At 49.2% G+C, this 24,198-nt stretch carries 19 protein-coding genes and 1 pseudogene; 14 read left to right on the forward strand and 6 right to left on the reverse strand.

Translation table 11 applies throughout. The features are described 5' to 3' along the window. Positions 1–94: 94 nt before the first annotated feature. Positions 95–1,279: an aspartate aminotransferase family protein gene (locus QMA35_RS09145; RefSeq protein ID WP_281646842.1), complete on the forward strand. Its 1,185-nt coding sequence runs from the start codon at positions 95–97 to the stop codon at positions 1,277–1,279. Continuing rightward, complete coding sequence (locus QMA35_RS09150; protein WP_281646843.1) at positions 1,272–2,294, forward strand: ABC transporter ATP-binding protein; 1,023 nt, start codon at positions 1,272–1,274, stop codon at positions 2,292–2,294. The genes QMA35_RS09145 and QMA35_RS09150 overlap by 8 nt, the downstream gene beginning before the upstream one ends. Before the next feature lie 331 nt (positions 2,295–2,625). On the opposite strand, the gene QMA35_RS09155 is transcribed toward QMA35_RS09150, so the two are convergent. Continuing rightward, positions 2,626–3,390 (reverse strand): M48 family metallopeptidase, encoded by a 765-nt coding sequence (locus QMA35_RS09155; RefSeq protein WP_281646844.1) that lies wholly within the window; start codon positions 3,388–3,390, stop codon positions 2,626–2,628. Between the two features lie 311 nt (positions 3,391–3,701). On the opposite strand from QMA35_RS09155, the gene glpD reads away from it, so the two are divergent. Both glpD and QMA35_RS09165 read left to right on the forward strand, forming a co-directional pair. Beyond that, positions 3,702–5,228 carry a glycerol-3-phosphate dehydrogenase gene (gene glpD / locus QMA35_RS09160; RefSeq protein WP_281646845.1) on the forward strand — a complete coding sequence of 509 codons (1,527 nt, stop codon included), beginning with the start codon at positions 3,702–3,704 and terminating at the stop codon, positions 5,226–5,228. A 114-nt stretch (positions 5,229–5,342) separates the two neighbouring features. Next, positions 5,343–6,437 (forward strand): mechanosensitive ion channel family protein, encoded by a 1,095-nt coding sequence (locus QMA35_RS09165; protein ID WP_281646846.1) that lies wholly within the window; start codon positions 5,343–5,345, stop codon positions 6,435–6,437. Here QMA35_RS09165 and QMA35_RS09170 read toward each other — a convergent pair. Beyond that, a complete protein-coding gene (locus tag QMA35_RS09170; protein WP_281646847.1) occupies positions 6,400–7,995 on the reverse strand; it encodes an ATP-binding protein in 1,596 nt (531 codons plus the stop codon). The two genes, QMA35_RS09165 and QMA35_RS09170, sit on opposite strands and share 38 nt — an antisense overlap. A gap of 90 nt (positions 7,996–8,085) precedes the next feature. Then, positions 8,086–8,823, reverse strand: coding sequence for a response regulator transcription factor (locus QMA35_RS09175; protein ID WP_281646848.1), 738 nt, complete (start codon positions 8,821–8,823; stop codon positions 8,086–8,088). A 746-nt stretch (positions 8,824–9,569) separates the two neighbouring features. Here QMA35_RS09175 and nrdA point away from each other — a divergent pair. From nrdA to rhlB, 7 genes are all read left to right on the forward strand, one after another. Then, positions 9,570–11,846, forward strand: a complete 2,277-nt coding sequence (nrdA, locus tag QMA35_RS09180; RefSeq protein ID WP_281646849.1) for a class 1a ribonucleoside-diphosphate reductase subunit alpha — start codon at positions 9,570–9,572, stop codon at positions 11,844–11,846. 104 nt (positions 11,847–11,950) lie between these two features. After that, complete coding sequence (gene nrdB / locus QMA35_RS09185; RefSeq protein WP_281646850.1) at positions 11,951–13,081, forward strand: class Ia ribonucleoside-diphosphate reductase subunit beta; 1,131 nt, start codon at positions 11,951–11,953, stop codon at positions 13,079–13,081. Positions 13,082–13,106: 25 nt separating this feature from the next. After that, positions 13,107–13,397 carry a class I ribonucleotide reductase maintenance protein YfaE gene (yfaE, locus tag QMA35_RS09190; RefSeq protein ID WP_281646851.1) on the forward strand — a complete coding sequence of 97 codons (291 nt, stop codon included), beginning with the start codon at positions 13,107–13,109 and terminating at the stop codon, positions 13,395–13,397. Between the two features lie 329 nt (positions 13,398–13,726). Then, positions 13,727–14,650 carry an aspartate carbamoyltransferase gene (pyrB, locus tag QMA35_RS09195; protein ID WP_281646852.1) on the forward strand — a complete coding sequence of 308 codons (924 nt, stop codon included), beginning with the start codon at positions 13,727–13,729 and terminating at the stop codon, positions 14,648–14,650. Positions 14,651–14,661: 11 nt separating this feature from the next. Next, positions 14,662–15,123 carry an aspartate carbamoyltransferase regulatory subunit gene (gene pyrI / locus QMA35_RS09200; protein WP_281646853.1) on the forward strand — a complete coding sequence of 154 codons (462 nt, stop codon included), beginning with the start codon at positions 14,662–14,664 and terminating at the stop codon, positions 15,121–15,123. Between the two features lie 182 nt (positions 15,124–15,305). Further along, positions 15,306–15,581 (forward strand): hypothetical protein, encoded by a 276-nt coding sequence (locus QMA35_RS09205; protein ID WP_281646854.1) that lies wholly within the window; start codon positions 15,306–15,308, stop codon positions 15,579–15,581. A 535-nt stretch (positions 15,582–16,116) separates the two neighbouring features. Next, complete coding sequence (rhlB, locus tag QMA35_RS09210) at positions 16,117–17,316, forward strand: ATP-dependent RNA helicase RhlB (RefSeq protein ID WP_281646860.1); 1,200 nt, start codon at positions 16,117–16,119, stop codon at positions 17,314–17,316. A gap of 56 nt (positions 17,317–17,372) precedes the next feature. Here the strand turns inward: rhlB and QMA35_RS09215 are convergent, their stop codons facing one another. Together QMA35_RS09215 and QMA35_RS09220 are read right to left on the reverse strand one after the other, a co-directional pair. Next, positions 17,373–17,840, reverse strand: coding sequence for a pyridoxamine 5'-phosphate oxidase family protein (locus QMA35_RS09215; RefSeq protein ID WP_281646855.1), 468 nt, complete (start codon positions 17,838–17,840; stop codon positions 17,373–17,375). A gap of 67 nt (positions 17,841–17,907) precedes the next feature. Continuing rightward, positions 17,908–19,767, reverse strand: coding sequence for a hypothetical protein (locus QMA35_RS09220; RefSeq protein WP_281646856.1), 1,860 nt, complete (start codon positions 19,765–19,767; stop codon positions 17,908–17,910). A 202-nt stretch (positions 19,768–19,969) separates the two neighbouring features. Between QMA35_RS09220 and QMA35_RS09225 the strand changes: the two genes are divergently transcribed. The 3 genes from QMA35_RS09225 to QMA35_RS09235 all read left to right on the forward strand — a co-directional run bounded on the left by QMA35_RS09225 (position 19,970) and on the right by QMA35_RS09235 (position 23,957). Beyond that, the gene (locus QMA35_RS09225) at positions 19,970–21,271 is read left to right on the forward strand and encodes a M18 family aminopeptidase (protein WP_281646857.1); all 1,302 of its coding nucleotides are present in this window, start codon (positions 19,970–19,972) and stop codon (positions 21,269–21,271) included. Between the two features lie 136 nt (positions 21,272–21,407). Further along, positions 21,408–21,590: a hypothetical protein gene (locus QMA35_RS09230; RefSeq protein WP_281646858.1), complete on the forward strand. Its 183-nt coding sequence runs from the start codon at positions 21,408–21,410 to the stop codon at positions 21,588–21,590. 225 nt (positions 21,591–21,815) lie between these two features. Continuing rightward, on the forward strand, positions 21,816–23,957 hold the full coding sequence (locus QMA35_RS09235; protein WP_281646859.1) for a carboxy terminal-processing peptidase: 2,142 nt from the start codon (positions 21,816–21,818) through the stop codon (positions 23,955–23,957). 166 nt (positions 23,958–24,123) lie between these two features. On the opposite strand, the pseudogene QMA35_RS09240 reads toward QMA35_RS09235, so the two are convergent. Next, a pseudogene (locus tag QMA35_RS09240) lies at positions 24,124–24,198 on the reverse strand (IS200/IS605 family transposase); the annotation flags it as partial.

Raw genomic sequence — 24,198 nt, forward strand, 5'->3', positions numbered from 1 at the left:
CGCCCTCGCTAAGATGCTTTCTGCCTGTGCCTAAACTGCACAGGCAGAAAGCATCTCTCCCCTGATTACAACAAGCAAAAGCCAGAGCAGGATCATGACTGAAAGCCTGATGAAAACCTATAACCGCCTACCGGTTACCTTTACTACTGGAGAAGGTGTATGGCTGGAAGACAATGATGGCAAACGATACCTTGATGCCCTTTCTGGCATAGCGGTATGTGGCCTCGGGCATGCCCATCCACGAGTTGTTCAAGCAATCAGAGAGCAAAGCAGTAAACTGCTTCACACTTCCAATCTTTATGGTATTGAAGCTCAGGAAAAACTGGCTGAACGCTTGACGGGCCTGACTGGCATGGAAAAAGTTTTCTTCTGCAACTCCGGCGCAGAAGCGAACGAATGCGCTATTAAAATCGCCCGCCGTTACGGCCACCAGAAAGGCATAGAAAAGCCCGGCATTGTTGTGATGGAAGGCGCATTCCACGGCCGAACACTGGCTACTCTTACGGCGACAGCCAATGCTGCTGCCAAGCAGGGTTTTGGCCCTCTATTGGAAGGTTTTTACAGAGTTCCTTTCAATGATACTCAGGCAGTCGAAGAGCTGACTGCAAGAGAAGATATTGTCGCAGTTCTTGTTGAACCCATTCAGGGCGAAGGCGGCGTTAATATTCCTGATGCCGGTTACCTGAAAGCTCTGCGCAGCATCTGTGATGATAACGACTGCCTGCTCATGGTTGATGAGATTCAAACCGGTAATGGCCGAACCGGACAGTGGTTTGCCTGCCAGCACGAAAATGTCAAACCTGATGTTATCAGCACCGCCAAGGGCCTGGGTAACGGTCTCCCTATAGGTGCCTGCATGGCTCAAGGTGAAGCAGCAAAAATTCTAGTACCCGGCAGCCATGGCACAACTTTTGGTGGCAACCCTTTCTGCTGCGCAACCGCTCTTGCCGTACTCGACACCATTGAACAGGACAGCCTGCTCGACAACACACTGACAACAGGCCAATACCTTCAGGATCTTTTTCAGGAAGGCTTAAAAGGCAATGATGGAGTTGTTGATATCAGACATGCCGGGCTTATGTTTGCCATTGAACTGGATCGCCCCTGTGCGCAACTGGTTTCTGATGCTCTTAAAGCTGGCCTGCTGATTAATGTAACCGCCGGAAATACTATCCGATTGCTCCCACCGTTAATTCTTTCAAAGACTGAGGCGGCAGAAATTGCCCAGCGTCTCATTCCACTGATTCGAAACCTTCTGGGAACGGCGCTGAATGAGTAACTTGCTCGACGTCTGTGAGATTTCCTGTTCCTACAACAGCGAAACGGTCGTTCACAACCTGTCCTTTGACGTTCAGGCTGGCGAGCATGCCTGTCTTCTTGGCCCCAGTGGTTGTGGAAAAACCACAACCCTGCGCGCCATTGCCGGATTTGAACCCTTGAATCACGGCTCCGTTTCGCTCGCCGGATCAACACTCTCTCAGCCAGGCTTCACTCTTTCTCCCGAGCATAGGCAGCTGGGTATGGTGTTTCAGGACTATGCCCTTTTCCCTCACCTAACCGTGGCTAAAAACATTGGCTTCGGACTATCCGGAAAAAACTCTCGCTCCCGTATTAACGATATGATTCAACTAACCGGGCTGAAAGAGTTTGCCAACCGTTACCCACAGGAGCTTTCTGGCGGACAACAGCAGCGCGTTGCCTTGGCACGGGCTTTGGCCAACGAGCCCAGATTGTTATTGCTGGATGAGCCATTTTCAAACCTTGACGCATCACTGCGTCAATCATTAAGCCATGAAGTGCGTGAACTGCTGAAGCAAACAGGAACCAGCTCTATTCTGGTTACTCACGACCAAGAAGAAGCTTTTGCCTTTGCCGATAAAATCGGCTTAATGCAAAACGGCCAGATGGCACAATGGGGCACTGCCAGAGAACTTTACCAACAACCTGCCAGCGATTTTGTCGCCGGTTTTGTGGGTGAAGGCTCATTGATTAAGGGAACCAGAAACCTTGAGGGGCGGATTGAAACAGCAGCCGGTGTATTCGAGCCTGTCACTGATATTCCCACAGAACAGCAAACAGTTCTTCTCCGCCCCAATCATGTTATCTGTGATCAAACATCACCCCACACGGCCACAGTCGTCCAAATGAGTTTTCGCGGTGAAAATAACCTGCTAAAGCTGCGATTAAGCTCAGGAGAAGAACTTCTTCTGGAAACACCAGCGCAAAGCTCACTCAAAGTAGGAGATACAACCGGGCTGCGCCCATCAGCGATGATGGTGCCTGCTTTCGCCTGATAGATAAACACATAAGAAGTGCTAACCCTCCATTAGAACCCCTAAATACTTTTCTATAAAAACAACAGGACATATACCTGTTGTTTTTATACTCTTTTATGACTCCCCATGGGAATCTGTCGGCACGCCCATAAAATCAACTGAAAAAAGAGGGTAAGAAAATAAAAAACTCCAAAAGCCACATTATCAATGAAAACACCTCTCAGACCATTACTTCACCAAAACACGAATATGCCACCCTCCTCGAACACCCTCCTCAAACACCCTCCGCCGACACACCCAACGCTGAGCGTCATCCCTCCCAGCAATCAACACACTGAAAACTGGCTGATCAACCTGCCTTCCCGCTTTGCACCTGTTCGTATAACCCACGGACTTTGGGAATGTAATGTTGAAGCCCATCTATACGGGTTGATGTCGCCGGATGGGTACTAAGAAATTCGGGAGGCTGCTGACTGTTTTGTGCAGACATTTTCTGCCAGAGAGTGACAGCGGCTTCTGGGTTATAACCGGCCCGAGCCATAAGCTCCAGACCAATAATATCCGCCTCCACTTCTTTTTCCCGGCTGTTGGGAAGAGTCATGGCATAGTGAACAACGTTATTGGCCAGGTCCAGAGTCTCTCGAGACGCACCAAACACGGAACCTACCAGCGTGCTGCCTAGCTGAATCATATAAGCTTCAGACATGCCTTCACGTCCATGCTCCCTTAAAGCATGAGCGATTTCATGACCCATAATGGCAGCGATTTCATCGTCACTCAGGCTCAAGGCTTCAATAATACCGGTGTAGAATACTATCCGGCCGCCAGGCAAGCAGCTGGCATTGAGGATTTTCTCGTCAATCAGGCTAACCTGCCAGGCCCACTGACTGGCATCGGGGCGAAAAACACCGACCTGAGACACCAGCCTATCGGCAACCTTTTGTAACCGGGTAACGGTCGCACCACTGCTTACAAGCTTTTTCTCTTTTTTAGCTTGCTCCCGCATCTGCATATAAGACTGTTCGGACAGTTCTTCCACCTGCTGCTCACTGAGCAACATAAACATACTTTGCTCACGGTTTACGCCAACCGCCCCCTCACGAGTTGTACTCACAGATTGGCACCCGGTAACCACTACCAAAACCAACGACCATAGCAGTTTTCGCAACAACTCCGACCTCATAACCCTTCTCACCTGCTTTTTATTTCTTATACAACTTAAAAAGACACCCTATATGTCTAGAATGACATACAGAATTCCTATCCAGAAGATACAATAGTGTCCGTACGAAAATGAGATAATCATAATCCCATTATGCTGCCAGGAAGTAGTATCACCGATAAAGCAGTACAACTGATAAAGCAGTACAACTGATAAAGCAGTACAACTAAGAAAACAGCGCCAATAACCAATAGCGAGTAGTCATGCAGTCAGACAGCAGTTCCCGTCCCTCCAGTGGCGCAAACACAAAGTATTCTGATGATATCTATGATCTAGTCATTGTTGGTGGCGGAATCAATGGCACCGGTATTGCCAGAGACGCCGCAGGCAGAGGCCTCAAAGTACTGCTCTGTGAGCAGAATGATCTGGCATCAGCGACGTCATCTGCCAGCAGTAAATTAGTACACGGAGGACTGCGCTACCTGGAACATTATGAATTCCGGCTTGTTCGGGAGGCTCTGCGTGAACGAGAAGTTCTGCTGGCTAACGCTCCCCATCTGGTGAAGCCTTTGCGTTTCCGACTGCCCCACGCTCCTCATCTGCGCCCAGCCTGGATGATTCGTGCGGGACTCTTCCTCTATGACTCACTGGCACACCGGGAAACATTACCGGGCAGCAAAGGTGTCAAGCTCAACGGTCACTCTCCGTTGAAACCAGATTTCACTCGTGCATTTGAATATTCTGACTGCTGGACTGACGATGCCCGCCTCGTGATCACCAATGCTATTTCAGCCAAAGAGTTGGGTGCAGACATTCTACCCAGAACACGCTGTACCTCTGCTCACCGCAAAAATAAAGGTTGGGAAGTCGAACTCGAAACCAACAGTACCAAACGCTCAGTTACTGCCAAGGCATTGGTGAATGCTTCCGGCCCATGGGTGGCCGACTTTATTGAAAACAGCCTGCAGGCCAAACCGGAATACGGCATCAGAATGATAAAAGGTAGTCATATTGTGGTTCCAGTACTCCATGATGATGACGAAGCCTATATTCTCCAGAATGCCGATAAGCGGATTGTGTTTGTGATCCCCTGGCAGGGGAAGTGGTCGATGATTGGTACCACCGATGTAGAGTACACTGGCGACCCATCCAAAGTTGCCCCCGACAGTGATGAAGTGGAATATCTTATCGATATTGCCAACCGTCACTTCAACAAACAAATATCCAGTGACGACATCGTATACAGATTCTCCGGTGTACGACCGCTCTGCAATGATGAATCGAATGATCCTTCAGCGATTACCAGAGACTACACGCTGACCGTTTCTCAGGAATCTGAACAATACCCATTGCTCAATGTGTTTGGTGGGAAATTGACCACCTATCGCCGCTTGGCAGAATCTGCTCTGAAAAAACTTCATCCATGGTTTCCAGATATGCAACAGCCATGGACCGACAGCACCCCATTGCCGGGTGGCTCTATAGCCTCACAGCCACTTTATGCTCAGCAGCTGGCCAAAGAGAAAAGCTGGCTTCCGGAACATATGGCAACCCGCTTTGCCAGCAGTTACGGTGAGCTGTGCATGAAGTTTCTTGCTCCTTGTCATTCTCTGGATGACCTTGGCCAGCACTTCGGCAATGATCTGTATCAGGCGGAGGTTGACTATCTTCTTGATCAGGAGTGGGCCGAAACTGCTGAAGACATTCTCTGGCGTCGCACAAAAACCGGAGTTGCTTTAGCAAGTGATGGCCTCGTTTCTCTGCAAAGCTATATTAGCCAGAAAAACTGACACCTCTAAATAAGCGAGACTGTTAGCAGGTCTAACAGTCTCGTTATACCTATCCTGTGACTCTCCTCTGACAATTCTCTCTACACCACCCTCCAGAGGAAGGAACCAGGAATCATGTCCCTATCGGAATTGACTGAACTCGCCCCGATCATTATCAAGTGCCTGGTAACAGTCTTCGCGTCCTCAGCTTTGGCATGGCTTTGTAAACGTATTCTGGATCGTTTAACCGCTCGATTTTCCCGCACCAAAAGCCATTGGGATGACACTCTGAGCCAGGCTGCAACTCCTGTTATTGTTGTTGGCATTCTGCTTATGGGGGCAAGTGTAACGGCTGATTTAGTAATGGAGCACTATGGCATTCAGGCCAGCGGGACTATTCACTCCATTCGCCAGATAGTTGTCGTCTGTTTACTTTATGCATTGTTAATGCGTTATTTGCGTCTGACCCGAGAGAGCTTTCGTCAAGCAGAAAGATCCCGCCTGAAAATAGACCTGCCAACTGCTGAGTTACTGATCAAGCTTATGCAGCTTGGTCTGACTATCGCCACGGCACTGACCCTACTGCAAAACCTTGGCGTCAGTATCAGTGGCCTTCTGGCTTTTGGAGGTGTGGGGGGGCTTGCTATTGGTCTGGCCGCCAAAGATATGCTCGCCAACCTTTTTGGTGGCCTGACTCTTCATATGGACAGACCTTTCATAATTGGAGAAAAGGTTCTTCTAAAAGACAAAGGCATTGAAGGTTTTGTGGAACATATTGGCTGGCGCCAGACCCGTATACGCGGTTACGACCGCACTCCAATTTACGTGCCCAATGCTCTGTTTACCAATATGGCAGTGGTGAACCCTTCACGCATGCAGAACCGCAGAGTCGATATTATTATTGGCCTGCGTTACAAGGACTTCCCTCTACTGGACTCTGTTACCCAGACGATTGAAGACTATCTGGCCAATCATCAATCGCTGGATCAGGTCAGAGGAGTGTTAGCGCGTTTTATTGATTACGGAACCAGCTCTCTCGATATCCGGATACGGTTCTATACCCTGACCACAGACTGGAAAAGTTATATGAATGCCCGTCATGAAATTTTACTGGAGATCGGTAATATCATTCATAAACAGGGGGCGGATATGGCATTCCCAACCCGCACCCTGGACATTCCGGCAAACGCTCTTAACGCCCGCGCTGACGGCGAGGCCACACCAGACTGAACCGGGCACCGCCTAACTGATCACTGACTCCGACCATCGCCTTTCCGTTATGCCAGTGCATAATCCGCCGAACAATCGAAAGTCCCAGACCATAACCACCCGATGAACGGGTGCGACTATCATCAAGTCTGGCAAAGGCAGTGAACACCCGCTCTCGCTGATCTTCAGGAACACCGGGGCCATCGTCTTCCACATCGACACGACAACTGTCGTGACCAACACTGAAGCGCACCTGAACCTTACTATCAGCATAACGGCAAGCATTACTCACCAGATTCTGAATAGCTCGATGAATATAACGCTCTTCCACATCAATCTTTCTGCGGGGCTCGAGCATACGACAAGGAACGTGTTCAACAACAATGCTACTCTTCTGTCTCTGATGCTCTTCCACAACCCTTAATACGATGTTATCTACATCCAACCGCTGAAAACGAATATCAGGAACACCTTCTTCCAGCTTTGCATAGGTGAGAATTTCATCAATCAGGTGATCAAGTTCTTCAATATCACCATCAATCCCTTTGATGTAACTACTCCTCTCATCATCTGCCTGCGCATCTTCGACCATTTCAAGCCCAAAACGAATACGGGCAACAGGTGTGCGCAGTTCGTGGGAGACACCGCGAATCATCTCTTTCTGTATACTCAGCAGACGCTGGATATGACTGGCCATATTATTAAAGGCGGCCGCTAGCTGCCCAACGGAATCACCACCATGAAGCTTTACCCGTGCATCCAGATCACCTCGTGCCAAACGCCTTGCCGTACGTTCCAGCTTGCTGAGCCTGCGCTCAAGCCCACGCACCAGCACATAAATAGCAATACTGATGGACGCAAGAATAAACAGGCCAATGGTTGCCAGCAGCTTAAAGGGATATGGGTTCAACATAGAAATCGGCCCAAGCACAAGCACTTTGCCGGTATCAGGTAGACGACTGTATATATTCATCGCACGGCCACCCTGATTAAACAGGGCCAGAGACATGCCTTGCTCAAGCAGTCCGCGCTGTCGCTGGGAAAAACGTCCAGGATAATGATTCTGAAGGGTAACCTGATAACCAAACAAATCGCTGGCACGATCTTCCAGTATCAGTAATCGCCTTGCTGGAGGTATGCGGCTCAGCCAATCCCGAACAATGGTTGCTGTGCCGGTTGCCAGTTGCTCATTGATATCTTCGAGTGTTCCACGCAACAGCGACGAATCATTGATGGCGGAAAATATTTCGAATTGTCCGGCATCCCCTCCTCGCACCAGCACTCGACCAGCCTGAAGCTGACGAGCTGTTTGCTGCCCAAGACCTTCATCTTTATCTGGTACAACAGTGAGAGCAACACCCAGACGGTTTTCCCAAACCTCCAGTTGTTCCGGCCAGCGATCCTCACTCAGGCTCGCCAGCTCCAGACTCATTACACGGAAGGTGCCTCGTGCTGTTGATTCCCGAAAATCCTGCAGCCTGACTCCATTAATAATGGTCAGAGCCAGTCCGCACAACACGGCCACCAGCACCAGGGTGAACAACAGGCCACCGTAAATGCGCAGAAAAATACTGCTCACTCGCTCATCTCCAACTCAAGAGGTTCTAACGAGACAGGTATCAGCCAGCAAACTGTCTGCTGACGTCATTAGCTATTTGCCCGACCCGGTTTAAACCGGACGAACAAACAGGTACCCCTTGGAGCGAACAGTTTTGATCATACGTGGGTGCATAGGGTCATCACCAATCTTGGGACGAATACGCGACACCCGCACATCAATGGAGCGATCCTGGCCGTCGTACTCAATACCCCGCAGCTTTTCGAAGATTTCTTCCCGGCTCAGCACACGCCCGGCATTGGAAGAAAGCAGCCACAGAAGATCGAATTCAGCACTGGTCAGCTCGATATTGGTGTCTTTGAGCCAGGCTTCACGCATAGCCGCATCGACAACCAGATCACCAAACTCCAGTCGCCCCTTATCACCAAAGTCTTCCTGTACCGGTGCGCTGCGACGCAGCAAAGCACGAATACGAGCGAGCAGTACGCGGGGGCGAACAGGCTTGGCGACATAATCATCTGCGCCCATCTCCAGTCCCAGAACTTCGTCCAGATCATCGGTGCGCGCGGTCAGCATCAGGATGGGATTATGAAAATCAGCCCGCACCCGCCTGCAGATGGAGACACCATCTTCACCGGGCAGCATCAAGTCGAGCACGACCAGATCTGGGTTCTCTTCAAGGATTCGATCAACAGCCTTGCCACCGTCATGCTCAACGCTGACGGTCAGACCATTGTTTTCAAGGTACTCGCGAGTAAGGCTGGCCAGGCGTTCATCGTCTTCGACAATGAGAATATGGCCGGAGTCTGTTTGTTCCACAGTGGATACTTCTGCTTCTGTTTGCATCATAGAGTGTAACCGGATTCTACCTTTGCTAATGATAACCGCACAGGCCTGAACGTTTCTGTTGCAGTCTGTAACCGGTTTCCCTTTGACCTCAATCAAGCGTAAAGATTCACCGCCTCCGGCCACTGCCGTACAATACAAAATAAGGAAGTTATAAAACACAACAACCACAAGATATAGTGCTTTCGGGTATCACTCCGTCAAAGAGTTATTAGCTATGAAATAACAAGATAACGATTATAAAAATCTATAGTAAAAAAAACTGCCATTTCCTGCACCCACCCCATTTCCACTCGAACTCTCAGAATGGGCACGCTAGAGGAAAGTAAACACTTACATGAGGTTTTTTTCACCGCCTAAAAGTCTCTTCTGCGCTACAAGCGGCACCTTGCAATGCGACCAAGACCGCATTATCTTGTATACATAAATAAGAACAACACAACATTTAGTGCCCCATCATGGAACACACACGGGGTCTCAGGCAACCAATTGCTATACAGGGAAATCCATTCGGGAATGTTACCTAAATAGCCCGAAAGCATAGTCAAACGGTTGACACTCTAAAAACAGAAACAGACGAAATCCTTGCCGACTTTGCTTTTTGCTTTCTCTGCAACGGTCTCCCTGTGCCTGTTGAGTGGCTCCAATATACCTTTTGGTATGGTCGTTGCTGTTGTTTTATTTCGAATGATTAGGATTGACACGTCCACATAACCACAACATATAGTGCATATAGGTATCAGCAGGGCATGAACGAACATCTTCAGGTCTCCAAAAGAAACGGGCAGCAGGAAGCTATCGACCTTGAAAAAATTCACAAGGTGATCACCTGGGCTGCTGAAGGGCTGGATAATGTGTCAGTTTCCCAGGTGGAACTGAAATCCCACATCCAGTTCTACAATGGTATCCAAACCACTGAGATTCACGAGACCCTGATTAAAGCCGCTGCCGACCTAATTTCTCGGGAAGCCCCCGATTACCAGTATCTGGCAGCCCGTTTGGCTATTTTCCATCTGCGTAAAAAAGCTTACGGCCAGTTTGAACCACCTGCTTTATATGACCATGTAGGGCATCTGGTGGAACTGAAGAAATACGACGCCGCTCTATTAAAGGATTACACTCGGGAAGAGCTGGAACAGATTGACAGTTTTATTGATCACAACCGCGATATGAATTTCAGTTATGCGGCGGTGAAGCAACTTGAAGGTAAATATCTGGTTCAGAATCGGGTCACCGGTGAATACTTCGAAAGCCCACAGTTTCTTTACGCACTGATTGGTGCCAGCTTGTTTGCGGAGTATCCTAAAGAGACCAGACTGGACTACATTCGTCGTTTTTACGATGCTGTCTCTACATTCCGTATTTCTCTGCCAACACCAATTATGGCTGGAGTCCGTACACCAACCCGTCAGTTCAGTTCTTGTGTTCTGATTGAGTGTGATGACTCACTGGACTCCATTAATGCCACTGCCAGTGCCATTGTGAAATATGTAAGCCAACGTGCAGGTATCGGTATTAATGCTGGTCGTTTACGTGCCGTAGGCAGTCCCATCCGTGGTGGTGAGGCTTTCCATACTGGCTGCATTCCTTTTTATAAGCACTTCCAGACAGCGGTAAAATCCTGCTCCCAAGGTGGCGTTCGTGGTGGCGCGGCTACGCTGTTCTATCCCATCTGGCACTATGAAGTGGAAAACCTTCTGGTTCTGAAAAACAATCGTGGTGTCGAAGACAACCGGGTTCGCCATATTGATTACGGCGTGCAACTGAACCGCCTGATGTATCAACGCCTTATAGAAGGTGGCAATATCACTCTGTTCTCTCCCAGTGATGTACCCGGACTCTACGACGCCTTCTTTGAAGACCAAGACAAGTTTGAGCAGCTTTACACCCAATACGAACAAGACGACAGCATTCGCAAGAAAACCCTGAAAGCGGTTGAACTGTTCAGCCTGTTTGCTCAAGAGCGGGCCAGCACTGGTCGAATTTATTTGCAGAACGTTGACCACTGCAATACCCATAGCCCCTTTGATGCCAAGCAGGCGCCAATTCGTCAGAGTAATCTCTGCCTGGAAATTGCCCTACCTACGAAGCCTCTCCAGGATATTCACGATGAGCAGGCCGAAATTGCTCTCTGTACACTGGCGGCCTTTAACCTGGGAGCCCTTGACAGCCTGAATGAGCTGGAAGAGTTATCTGACCTGATTGTCCGAGCTCTTGATAGTCTTCTGGATTATCAGGACTACCCGGTTGCCGCTGCCCACACCGCAACCATGGGGCGTCGTCCACTGGGTGTTGGTGTTATTAACTATGCCTACTATCTGGCGAAAAATGGTGGTCGCTACTCTGATGGCTCCGGTAACGCACTCACTCATAAAACCTTTGAAGCGATTCAGTATCATTTACTGAGAGCGTCCAATCAGCTGGCCAAAGAGAAAGGTGCCTGTCCGAAGTTTAACGAAACCGTTTACAGCAAAGGCATTCTTCCCATCGATACCTACAAAAAGGAACTCGATGAAATCTGCAATACGCCACTGCGTTTAGATTGGGAAAGCCTGAGGGAAGAGATTAAAACCCACGGTTTGCGCAACTCAACCCTGACCGCGCTGATGCCTTCGGAAACCTCCTCGCAGATTTCCAATGCTACCAACGGTATCGAGCCACCACGGGGTTTTATCAGCGTAAAGGCCAGCAAGGACGGTATTCTTAAGCAGGTTGTGCCTGAGTACGAAACCCTTCGTCATCACTACGAACTGTTGTGGGACATCCCTGACAACAATGGTTACCTGCAACTGGTCGCCATTATGCAGAAGTTTATAGACCAGACTGCGTCGGCCAACACCAACTACGATCCGTCTCGTTTTGAAGGCGGTAAAGTTCCGGTAAAAGTCATTCTCAAGGATCTGTTAACCGCTTATAAGCTGGGTGTGAAGACACTCTACTATCACAACACCCGTGATGGCGCGAGCGACGCCCAGCATGTTGAGCAGGAAGATGACGGCTGCGCCGGCGGCGCCTGCAAGATCTAACTATTGAATAAGCCGCTGGCCACAACACTAGCGGCGCAATATAAAAACAGTTATACCGAGACTCTCAGCGCACCTGCCAGCGCGCTTGTCAAAAGAAGGCGAACATGGCTTACACCACTTTTAATCAAAACAATTTCGACGCCACCAAAGAGCCGATGTTTTTCGGCCAGAACGTGAACGTTGCCCGCTATGACGTGCAAAAGTACGCCATTTTCGAGCAACTTATTGAAAAACAGTTGTCGTTTTTCTGGCGCCCGGAAGAAGTTGACCTGTCTAACGATCGCAGTGACTTTGCCGGTCTTCCAGAACATGAGCGCCATATCTTTCTCAGCAACCTGAAATATCAAACGTTGCTGGATTCTGTTCAGGGTCGATCTCCTAACGTTGCCCTGCTACCGATTGTCTCAATTCCAGAGCTGGAAACCTGGATCGAAACCTGGTCTTTCAGTGAAACCATTCACTCCCGCTCTTACACCCACATCATGCGTAATGTGGTGGCTGAACCTGGTGAGATCTTTGATGACATTATCAACAACGACGCCATTGTCTCCCGCGCCACAGCCATCACTTGTTATTACGACGAACTGATTGAAGGTGTGCAACTGCTCAACACCCTGGGAGAAGGTAAACACACCATTAATGGCGAAACTGTCATTGTCTCCAAGCGGGAGTTGAAGAAAAAGCTTTATCTCACGCTGGTATCGGTCAATGTTCTGGAAGCTATCCGGTTCTATGTCAGCTTCGCCTGCAGCTTTGCTTTTGCGGAACGGGCCACAATGGAAGGCAATGCCAAAATCATCAAACTGATCGCCCGTGACGAAGCTCTTCATCTTACCGGCACCCAGCACACCCTCCAGTTAATGGCGAGTGGTCGCGATGATCCGGAAATGGCAGAGATCGCCAGCGAACTCAAAGATGAAGCTCGCCAGATCTTCCTTGATGCAGCAGAGCAGGAAAAAGAGTGGGCGGCTTACCTTTTCCGCGATGGCTCCATGATTGGCCTGAACAAAGACATTCTTGGCCAGTATGTTGAGTACATTACTGGTCAGCGTATGGCAGCTGTTGGCTTTGAGTCCCCATTCACCATCACTCAAAATCCACTGCCATGGATGAATAGCTGGTTAAACAGTGACAATGTTCAAGTTGCGCCCCAGGAAGTTGAAGTGAGCTCTTATCTGGTCGGACAGATTGACAGTGATGTCGACAGTGATGACTTTGATGGTTTTTCCCTGTAACTCTTACTTTAGGCAAGGCAACTCTATGGCCAATATCGTAAAAATCCAGGATGGTTACAGCTTTCTGCCCAGACCCGGGGAAACGCTTCTGGAAGCCCTGGAAGAACAAGATATTGCCATGGAGTACCAATGTCGTCAGGGATACTGTGGCAGTTGCCAAGTTAAACTGGTGGACGGTGCCGTTGAGTATGCTGAGCAGCCACTGGCCTTTGTGCAGGAGGGGCATATTCTGCCCTGCTGCTGTCAGACCAAATCTGACGTAACACTGGAGCTGCCTCACCCTCTTGAGGTGCTGCAACGTAAAGCGTCTGCCTAGATCTCCAGCATGCCCTTGACCGAAGGTGTGTAAAACGTATAATGCCGCGCAATTTGTCTGGAGATACTGTAGCCTTAGTTCAGACAAAGCTGTTTCAGGTTTGAATATTTACCGGATTGGCGGATTTTTTATGAAGGCAGTTTTTACTCGCATAACTTCTGCACGCCGCTGCAAGCCGGACACCTTTCTTCTTTTTAAAAAGCTCCTATTTCAGGGGCTTTTTTTTGGTTTCAACATCTATCACCCAATATTGTTACCAATAACCGGTGCCATTCAAACCCTGACACAAAAACAGGCTCACAAAGCTATAAAGGACAGGTAAGCTCGATATGACTAATCCGCTCTATCAGAAGCATATAGTCTCCATCACCGACCTCACCCGGGAAGAACTGGAGCTCATCGTATCTACTGCAGAGGCCCTGAAAACCAACCCACGTCCAGACCTGTTAAAAGGGAAAGTGATTGCCAGCTGTTTTTTTGAGGCATCTACCCGTACTCGCCTCTCCTTCGAAACGGCTGTTCAGCGTCTGGGCGGCACGTTTATTGGCTTCGCTGATGGTGGTAACACCTCTCTGGCGAAAAAAGGTGAAACACTGGCGGACTCTGTACAGGTTATTTCTTCCTACACAGATGCCTTTGTTATGCGTCACCCTCAGGAAGGCGCAGCCCGCCTGGCCTCTGAATTTTCTACTGTACCAGTGATCAACGGCGGTGACGGTTCTAATCAGCATCCAACCCAGACACTTCTGGATCTGTTCAGTATTTATGAATCCCAAGGCACTCTCGATGGCCTGAAAGTCGCCTTCTGCGGTGATTTGAAGTATGGCCGCACAGTGCATTCTCTAGCTCAGGCCCTGTGCAACTTTGGCGCTGAGTTTACCTTTCTGGCTCCTGATGCCTTATATATGCCTGATTTCCTACTGGATGACTTTGAAGAGAGCAGCATTAAGTTCAAGCGCGTCCATGACTTCAACGAAGTCGCCCACGATGCAGATATCATTTATATGACCCGTGTGCAGAAAGAGCGTTTTGATGAGACCGAATACAAACACATCGCCTCCCGTTACATCCTGACAGCAGATCACCTGAAAGAAGCCAAACCTAATATGCGGGTTCTGCACCCTCTGCCCCGGGTTGATGAAATCACCGTAGATGTGGATCACACGCCTCATGCGTACTACTTCCAGCAGGCAGAAAACGGTGTTTACGCCCGCGAAGCCCTGTTGGCACTGGTTCTGAACGAAACTATTTGAGGTTGGATATCATGGTCGAGAAGAAAAAACTTCAGGTCGAAGCCATCAACACCGGCACCGTAATTGATCACATCCCGGCTGGACAAGGCGTAAAGATCCTCAGCCAGCTGCAGCTGCTGGGAACCGATCTGCGCATCACAGTTGGTTTCAACTTACCCAGTAAGGAACTGGGGCTGAAAGATATCATTAAAGTTGAAAACCGCCTGTTCAACGAAACAGAAGCCAGCGAACTGGGGCTGTTTGCGCCTCAGGCCACCATCAATGTGATTGAGGATTACACTGTTCGCGGCAAGTTTAAAATGAGCGCACCTGAGAAACTGGAGGGGGTATTTGAATGCCCTAACTCCAACTGTGTAACCCACAACGAACCGGTACAAAGCTCCTTTACCCTTAAGGAACGCAACAGCGATATTCAGATGAAGTGCAAATATTGCGAAAAAAGCTTCAGCAAGGATATCGTAGCAGGGCTCTAAATGATCCATTTCCGGTCAGACTGTGTTAAGCAGCCTGACCGGAGTGTTAGCCATACTGACAAAACCGCTCTCAAGCCCCCGTTTACGCCCTCCTGTTACGGAACCCACCCCCGAATTCGCTTTCTAAACGTTGGAAGCAGGCTCCATTTTAAAGGCCTGCATGGGTAAGAAAGGAGAGGATTATGAGCAGTATTCGCCCTACAGCCATGCCTCCAACAGGTTATAGCCTAAATACGGCCATGGCACACTTTGAAGAAGAGAAGACCTTCTTTGGACCAATGTTCGTTGTTGTTGCACCTTACACCCGGCGCCGATTGAAGCACCTGAGATCCCGACGGGAGCGAGAGCGAGCAGCCTCTACCCTTGGTAGAGTTATCAGACGTTTCCGTACTGGCAGAAGCATGATGCGAAAACGTAAGCAGCCAAAATACTACAGAGACTCAACTCTAGACGATTAAACTGCCAAACCCATCAGCCTGAGCAGAATTCAGGCTGATTCAAAGCGCCCAAATCACACCCACTGTCGACAACTGAGACCCAGCAGTCGATAATGCTCTGATTGCCGCACCCTAATATTCTGAGTGCCTGACCATTCTCCGGCGGAGGTTCCCTGCCAAAAAACAGAAACGGCGAGGGGACAGAAGCTGGATTTACGACCCTCACAAATAGTATCAGGCCACCACTTCAGAACCACGGTGCCCACAACAGCCGTGAATAGCAGGTTCAAGTTGACCCAGCTTCAGGCTGTTTTACCTAACGAGAAGGAAACAACCAGGTTTGAGTGGTTTTCTAAATATTTTCAGCCGGTCCAAGAAAAAGCGCGCGACAGCCGGCACGCGTCGCAACAGTGACAGCTCCTCTCAGGGAAACAGCTCCTCAGCCCATCCCCCAAAGAGTCAGGATTCCAGGTCATACCGTGATGATGACCAGAAAAAACGTGGCCGCCACCCCCATAAACGCCACAAGCGTCATCAGGAAAAATCCACTCAACCGGTGAATAACTGGAATCCAAGCCAGTTTCAGGTACCGGTGGAAGAAGGCAAATCACGCTTCCATGATTTCGACCTTCCGAATGAGTTGCTTCACGCTGTTGCCGATCTTGGCTTCAAGTACTGCACGCCGATTCAAGCCGAAGTATTAGGAGCCACCCTGCAAGGCCGAGACGCTATCGGTAAGGCTCAGACCGGTACAGGAAAAACGGCAGCATTCCTGGTCGCCACCATTAAGCAATTACTGGAAACCCCTGCTCCGGATGAACGTTACCTGGGTGAACCTCGAGCCTTGGTTATTGCCCCTACCCGGGAGCTGGCCATGCAGATTCACAAAGATGCCGAAGCTCTGACCAAACACACCAAGCTGCACACTGTTATGGTGGTTGGCGGCATGGACTATGAAAAGCAGCGCCAGCAGCTTCAGCAAGAATACGTTGATATTCTAGTTGCCACCCCAGGTCGTCTGCTGGATTACTGCGAGCGCAGGGATATCCATTTAGACCTTGTTGAAACCATGGTGATAGATGAAGCCGATCGTATGCTGGATATGGGCTTTATCCCTCAAGTACGCCGAATAATCCGCTCCACTCCGCGTCCTGGCGACAGGCAAACTTTACTGTTCTCAGCCACGTTCAGTGAAGATGTTCTGCGACTGGGAGAGCAATGGACCTGGAACCCACTGAAGGTAGAAATTGAGCCGGACAGTGTTGCAACAGATACGGTTGATCAAAAGGTCTGGATTGTCAGTACCGAAGAGAAATACAAGATCCTCTATAACCTGATCAACCGCCACAATCTTGAACGAGTCATAGTCTTTACCAACAGAAGAGACCAAACCCGTCGCTTAGCCGAGAAATTGCGCAAAGATAAAATCCGCGCTGATATGCTGTCGGGCGATGTTCCGCAGAAAAAACGCATTAGAACCCTGGAAGACTTCCGTGCTGGAAAATTGCAGGTTCTAGTGGCAACAGATGTCGCCGGTCGGGGCATTCACATTGATGGTATTTCTCATGTTGTGAATTATCACCTGCCGGAAGACCCAGAAGATTATGTCCACCGCATAGGCCGTACCGGTCGTGCTGGTACTACTGGCACATCTGTCAGCTTTGCCTGTGAAGACGACTCCTTCCTGATTCCAACACTGGAAGAGCTGCTGGGGGATCGACTCAGCTGCACACGCCCACCAGAAGAACTGTTTTAATCACTCTCTGGGCAAAAGGAAAATGGCCGCTCTTCTGGAAAGCGGCTATTTTTCATTCAGGGAATCTCAACCGCGACTCTTTTATCCAACAACAGATTGTCTTCCCACTCCGGCTCATGCAGGGTAAATGCTTCATCCGTGTCGAGGCAGAAAATACGACACGGACTATTCTCCTGATAGTCTTCTACACGACCGGACACTCCAAGCTCTGTACGCTTCATATAAATACCCAGCGCATAACTCAGCTGCTCCCCCTGACAAATGCTCACCATCCCAGACAGGTATAAAGCAGACACTTCATGGGATACTCCAGGAGGTTCATAAATCACCGCACTGGCTTTTGGGTTTTCAGCGAGGTTTTGGGAATGCCTGCCACTGCTGGCAGAAATCCAGAATAATCGCCAATGTTCATCAAACGCATAAAACAAAGGTGTAGACCACGGCTCCGCCCGGCTGTTAGCTGTGGAAAATACACAGTAGTGATTACTTTTCAACAACTCTTCCGGAGTCAATTTGGTTCCCATACACTTTCCTCTTACAACAGAAAAACCAGCAGCACCTCAAAACACCCCGTGCCACCTTACAAGACGATTAACCATCACCATCATCAGCACGTTCTCGGAAGCCATCGCTAAACAACCAGAGCACCCCAAGGGACAGGCGACTGCACTCTTCCCCCAGGAAATTCATCAGGTTTCCTTTCCTGTAATCCAATTCGGCCCGACATAATGGACAGATTGGTATTGTGGGCGCGTCCCGGGAGGAGGCATTACCGTCATGCTGAAAACTTCTTGGATTTACTTTATTCCAGTGCACTTTTTCACAGTTTCGGCATGGCCGTATATTTGCGACATTCATATGCCTTTTCAGGCAGTCGAAACAAACTTTATGGCTACCCTGGCAACCAAAGTCCACCAGCGTTCCCGGCTGGTAACGCCCACACCCGCCAATGCCGCAACGAGGGTACTGGCAGGGTCCGTCACATAGTTTGCAATCTATAGCTTCGGATTCTTCGTGATCTTCCAGCAGTTGGGATTCAGGGATAACTTGATCATCCTTGGGTTTTGACGGCGCACCATTCCCCCAGATCCCATGATGCATAGACACCACTAATCGGTTTACCGCAACCTGACCAGCTACGCCGATCAAGCCAAGGGCAAAACGACTCACAAGTTCAGGAATCCTCACCTGAAAATAACTGCCCTGATACCATATCTGCGGCTCACGATTGAGCAAAATTGTTCTGTTGCGCTCGGCGAAACTAGCAAACCGGGTATAGAGGGTCATAGGAGGCTGGCGGAAAAGAACAGACAGATCACCAAGCACCAGGTAATTTTCCCAGCACAAAGGGCGGCTATTAAAGTTACATCCACTCAAAGGTAACACCCGGCCGGTATTGTAATTACGCTCCTCCCATATTTGTGGCAGCACGACTGCCACCCTGGGACGAAAGAATAATCCACCATCCACAGATTCCAGAACACCAGACAAACATAACCCTTTCTCCCCGGCCTGAAGGTTAGGATGCTCTCTGTGACACGACAGCATCTGTGCAGCCAGTTCCAACGCGTCCTGAGACAGCAGGCTCGCATAGAGGCGAATCTCCTGCCGTGGCACTTTCTGTCGAATCACCTCAAATAACCAGGGAACCGGTTGATAAATGCTGTCCAGCGCAGCACTGATCAGCTGCTCACGGCCATTAGCAGAGGGATTCCGGTAATGTAACTCAAAAGAGCCATTTATCGCGCCCCCTAGCCGAACCCGACTGATACCACTGGTTTCCATTTCTTTATGAAGCTCCCCCCAAGGGTTCGCATAGGGAAAGGGGCGTGTCAGCATTGGAATATTTGCCATCGATGGAACCCGATCAAGCTCTACAGTGACCGGATCGGTAATTTTCTTGGGGAAGGCAACTTGAGCAAAGAATTGAAAAGAGAGTTCCGCATCATTCACCAGAATCGGCATCGCGCCCTCATACCAATCACCAGTCATCGTTTTCCGGTAATCATTTAAAAAAGTAAAGAGCGGGGCAACTACCTGAGCAAGGGAACGATACACGGCCAGCATCACCCATAACTGTGAGGACACGGATAAAAGCTGATGGGCATAATTGGGCAACAACTTCCAGACATGGCGAAAAAAAATCTCCTGGGTCAGTAGGTTGCCCTCCTTCCAGAAACCGCCAAGTACCAGATCCACCATAAGTTTTGAAACATCTTCAGGGGCATCAACCCCCTCAAAAAGAACAATCCTGTTGCCATAAACAACATAGGTGCCAACATCATTGACGGCGTACCAGCGCCCACGACGCTCTTCGCCACTGAAGTCGCCACTGAAGGACCATCCTGAAGATAAATAATCATCAATAGCTGGCGGCCAGCCTTGCGTCACAGCCGGAAGAAGCAACCCCACAACAATTACCAGCAATGGCCATAAACGGTGCCTTTCCAAGAATCACTCCCGTCGACAGCCTTTTTTCAGGGACTGCTTCTTATCAATACTTTTTGAAGTTGCAGCATCTTTTTTAATGAGATTCGCAACACAACCCTTACCGACCGGCAAATATAGCCGGTCTGGAAAAATTGGCACTTCTGTTGTGAGAGTGGGTCCAGTGATATGCTTAGGCTTTCTCCCACCAAGATTTCAGTACGTTATGGATACCGCTGGATTTAACAAAGAACTACTGTCCTTTCTGCAAGCTTCCACCACGCCATACCACGCCACTGCCGAAATGGCCCACCGCCTCGATAAAGCCGGTTTTACTGCTCTTGATGAGCGGGACAGCTGGACGCTGGAAGCAGGCAAGAAGTACTACGTAACCCGCCACGATTCTGCCATTATTGCCTTTACCACTGGTAAAGGTGACTTTGCCTCTCATGGCCTGAGAATGGTTGGCGCTCACACCGACAGTCCCTGCCTGAAGGTTAAGCCAAACCCCGAACTCAACAGCAAACATTACTTTCAGCTGGGTGTGGAGGTGTATGGTGGCGCGCTGCTGAATCCCTGGTTTGACCGCGATCTTTCCATTGCGGGACGGGTGACCTGGCAAAACCCCAAAGGTGAGATTCAGAACTCCCTGATCGATTTCACCAAAGCTGTGGCAACCGTTCCCAGTCTAGCGATTCACCTTGACCGGGAAGCCAACAAAAAACGCAGTATTAATCCCCAGAAAGATATTCCGCCAGTACTCTGCCGCCTGAAAGGGGGCGAAGACAAACCAGACTTCCGCCATCTACTGGCGACTGAACTGGAAAAACAGGGAGAGAAGCCTGCCAGCGTTCTGGATTATGAAATGTTCTTCTACGACACTCAGGCTCCGGCAACTATTGGTCTGACCGACGAATTTATTGTTTCTGCACGTTTAGACAATCTGCTCAGCTGTTTTACCGGCATAGAAGCTTTGATTGCCGCCAGCGACAGCGATTACCCCTGCCTTCTGATCTGTAATGATCACGAAGAAGTTGGCAGTCAAAGTGCCACCGGCGCCAGCGGCCCATTCTTGCGTCAAACCCTGGAACGTATCTGCGAAACTTCTGAAGAACTGACCCGCACCATGCAGCGCTCTGTCATGATCTCTACAGACAACGCCCATGCTGTGCATCCTAATTTTTCCGATCGTCACGATGGCAACCATGGCCCTGTTATAAACGAAGGTCCGGTCATCAAGATCAACGCCAACCAACGCTACGCTACCTCCAGTGAAACCAGTGCGTTGATTCGCCAGCTATGCGAGCAGGAAGGCGTTCCTGTACAAACTTTTGTTGCCCGTACCGACATGGGCTGCGGCAGCACAATTGGCCCCTTAACAGCCAGCGAGATGGGGGTTCGTACACTGGATATTGGCCTGCCGACTTTTGGCATGCACTCTATACGTGAACTTGCCGGCAGTGAAGATGCCGCTGGCCTGAGCAAGGTTCTTGTGCGCTATTTCCAACTGAAAAACCTTCTGCCTTAATCACTCCGAAATAAAAGTGTCACGCATCTCTTACGGTGCATGACACTTTTATGCCGCGCCAACATCCGTACAATAACGAATCAAGTACATTTTGGAGGAATGTTAATCTGTCCGATTACCGACCAAACAGATCATCATGTCCTACTACAACTCTCCCCCCAAACCAGGCACCGCCTTAGAAAAAGAATGGCAGGCATTGGAGTCCGCTATTGCCAGACAGAACCGTCTGCTGCCAATACACGACAAAGAAAAAGCATCCGTACCTATTGATGACCAACAAGATGATCGGAAATATGGCTTTATCCTGAGTGAAAATTAATCGCCCTAAAAAAATCTGTGAGTCACTCTCAAAAGTTGATACAAATCAACCAACAAACAGTATCAGGATGATGCTATAGTGCTGAAAGCACTGTTTTTAATGCATTAGCAATGTTCGGAACCAAACACTAGGCATTGAATGACAGCGCCATCCAAAAAAACAGGGATGTTTTCGCTACCCTCTTCCCAGGCTGGCGACAACACCGAGAAGAGAGTGACATAGCTGATGCGCTTCAGTCCCAAAGCTTTCCATTTTTCCTTATGTCAGGCTCGCAGGCAGATTCACCTGACCTTCAGCCTTCTTGCATTCTTCCTGTTAATAACATCAGGTGTCCGGGCTGCAGAGGATCTCAGTCAGCCTGTTCCAGCGCTGAAACCAACCCTTAACCAAGCTATTGCCAGCGTTAATGTGGTTCAGCTACTGAAAAATAACTCCTACGAAAAACTGAGCCTTGACCAGTCCAACTCGGAAAAAATATTTAACAGTTATTTCGATACGCTGGATCGCAATCGCAGCTTTTTCCTGGCTTCTGATATCAAAGAGTTTACCAAGTACCAGAACAATCTTGATGACGCCCTGAAAGGTGGCAACCTGCGCCCGGCCTTTGAGATTTTTAATCGTTATCGCGAGCGCAGTGAAGAGCGCATACGCTACATGCTCAAGCTTATTAATGCCGGACTGGATGAGCTTGATTTCAAAAAAGACGAAACACTGGAACTGGATCGGGAAAAAGCAGACTGGCTCAAAGACACCAAAGAGCAGCAGGATCTGTGGCGCCGCCAGCTGAAAGACAGCGTATTAAGCATGAAACTGAATGATAAAAAGATATCAGAGATTTCTGAACTGCTGACCAAACGCTTCAATAACCAACTGCGCCGCTTACACCAGACCCGCAGTGAAGACGCCTTCCAGCTTTACCTGAACTCGTACACTCAGCTTTATGATCCGCACACCCAGTACTTTTCTCCCCAGCGCGCTGAAAACTTTGATATCAACATGAGCCTCTCTCTGGAAGGCATTGGCGCGGTTCTCCAGTCAGAAGATGAGTACACCAAAGTCATCAGCATTGTTCCTGCAGGCCCCGCCGATAAAGCTGGCCAACTGAAGCCTGGCGACAAAATTATCGGCGTAGCCCAGGGTAACGATGGCAAGATAGAAGATGTTGTCGGCATGCGCCTGGATGAAGTTGTCAAACTGATTCGCGGAGCCAAAGGCACCCTGGTTCGCCTTGAAATTATTCCCTCAAGCGCCAGCGACGGAAAAACCCGCATTTATCCCATCAGCCGGGATAAAGTAAAACTCGAAGAACAATCTGCCCAAAAAAACATTCTTGAAGTTGGTAAAGGCGACAAAAAGGCACGCATTGGCGTGATAGATATTCCAGCCTTCTACATCGATTTCAAAGCCGCTCAGGCTGGTGACCCAAACTATAAGAGCACAACCCGCGACGTTCGAAAGCTAATTAACGAGCTGAAAAAAGAAAAAATTGATGGCCTGGTTATTGACCTTCGTAACAATGGTGGAGGCTCCCTGCAGGAAGCCAACCAGCTGACTGGTTTGTTTATCCCTAAAGGCCCCACCGTGCTGGTAAAAGACAGCCGTGGACGCACAGAAGCCCAGCAGGACCCGGACCCCAAGGAAGTATATGACGGCCCTATGGTTGTTCTGATTAACCGCCTCAGTGCTTCTGCCTCAGAAATTTTTGCCGGTGCCATGCAAGACTATCAGCGTGCGCTGATTATTGGTGGACAGAGCTTTGGTAAAGGAACTGTGCAAACTATCCAACCTTTAAACCATGGTCAGCTGAAGCTTACTGTTGCCAAGTTCTACCGGGTTTCTGGCCAAAGCACCCAGAACCGTGGTGTGATTCCAGACATCAGCTATCCATCCCTGTTTGACCCAAAAGATATTGGCGAAAGCTCTCTACCCAATGCACTACCTTACACTGAGATCAAACCAACGCAGTACGCAGCCCTCAAACCTCTTGCCCCGGTTATTCCGGAGCTGACCAAAGAACATGCAAAGCGTATTGCTGACAACCCGGACTTTATCTATCTGAACAAGTTACGGGAGTATCAAAAACAATTTGATGGCCGTACAGTTGTTCAGCTGAATGAGAAAAAGCGTAAGCAGGAAATCACTTCCATGCGGGAAGAGCGGCTTGCTATAGAAAACTCCCTGCGCAAAGCCAAAGGTGAGAAACCCTATAAAAATCTCGAAGAGCTGGAAAAAGAACAGACTGACAAATATAGCCAGAACAAAAAAGATAAAAAGCCTGAAGAAGACGCTCTATTGGTTGAAACCGGTGAGATTCTTGGTGACTGGATTCGTACCAAGAACCCAATGGTCGCCAAAAACAATCAGTAAACTTTCTTTCCTAGAGCCCACAGCAAAGACTGTGGGCTCCTCCCTTAAAGATTCCCCCTCAGCAATTTATAGTTTCTACCTATGTACGGGACAATGTATGGCCCCGTATATAGGCGAGAAAGATACCACCGAAAGACAAAAGGTTATCACTGAAGAGAACCCTGAAAAGGTGAACGTGATCTTTACTCACAACACCTTTTAGAATTTCTATCTCAAAAGCTTGGCATGTCTCTCTAATCAG

Origin of the sequence: Parendozoicomonas sp. Alg238-R29, assembly GCF_947331445.1 — a bacterium.
In the GTDB taxonomy this organism is placed as follows: Bacteria; Pseudomonadota; Gammaproteobacteria; order Pseudomonadales; family Endozoicomonadaceae; genus Sansalvadorimonas.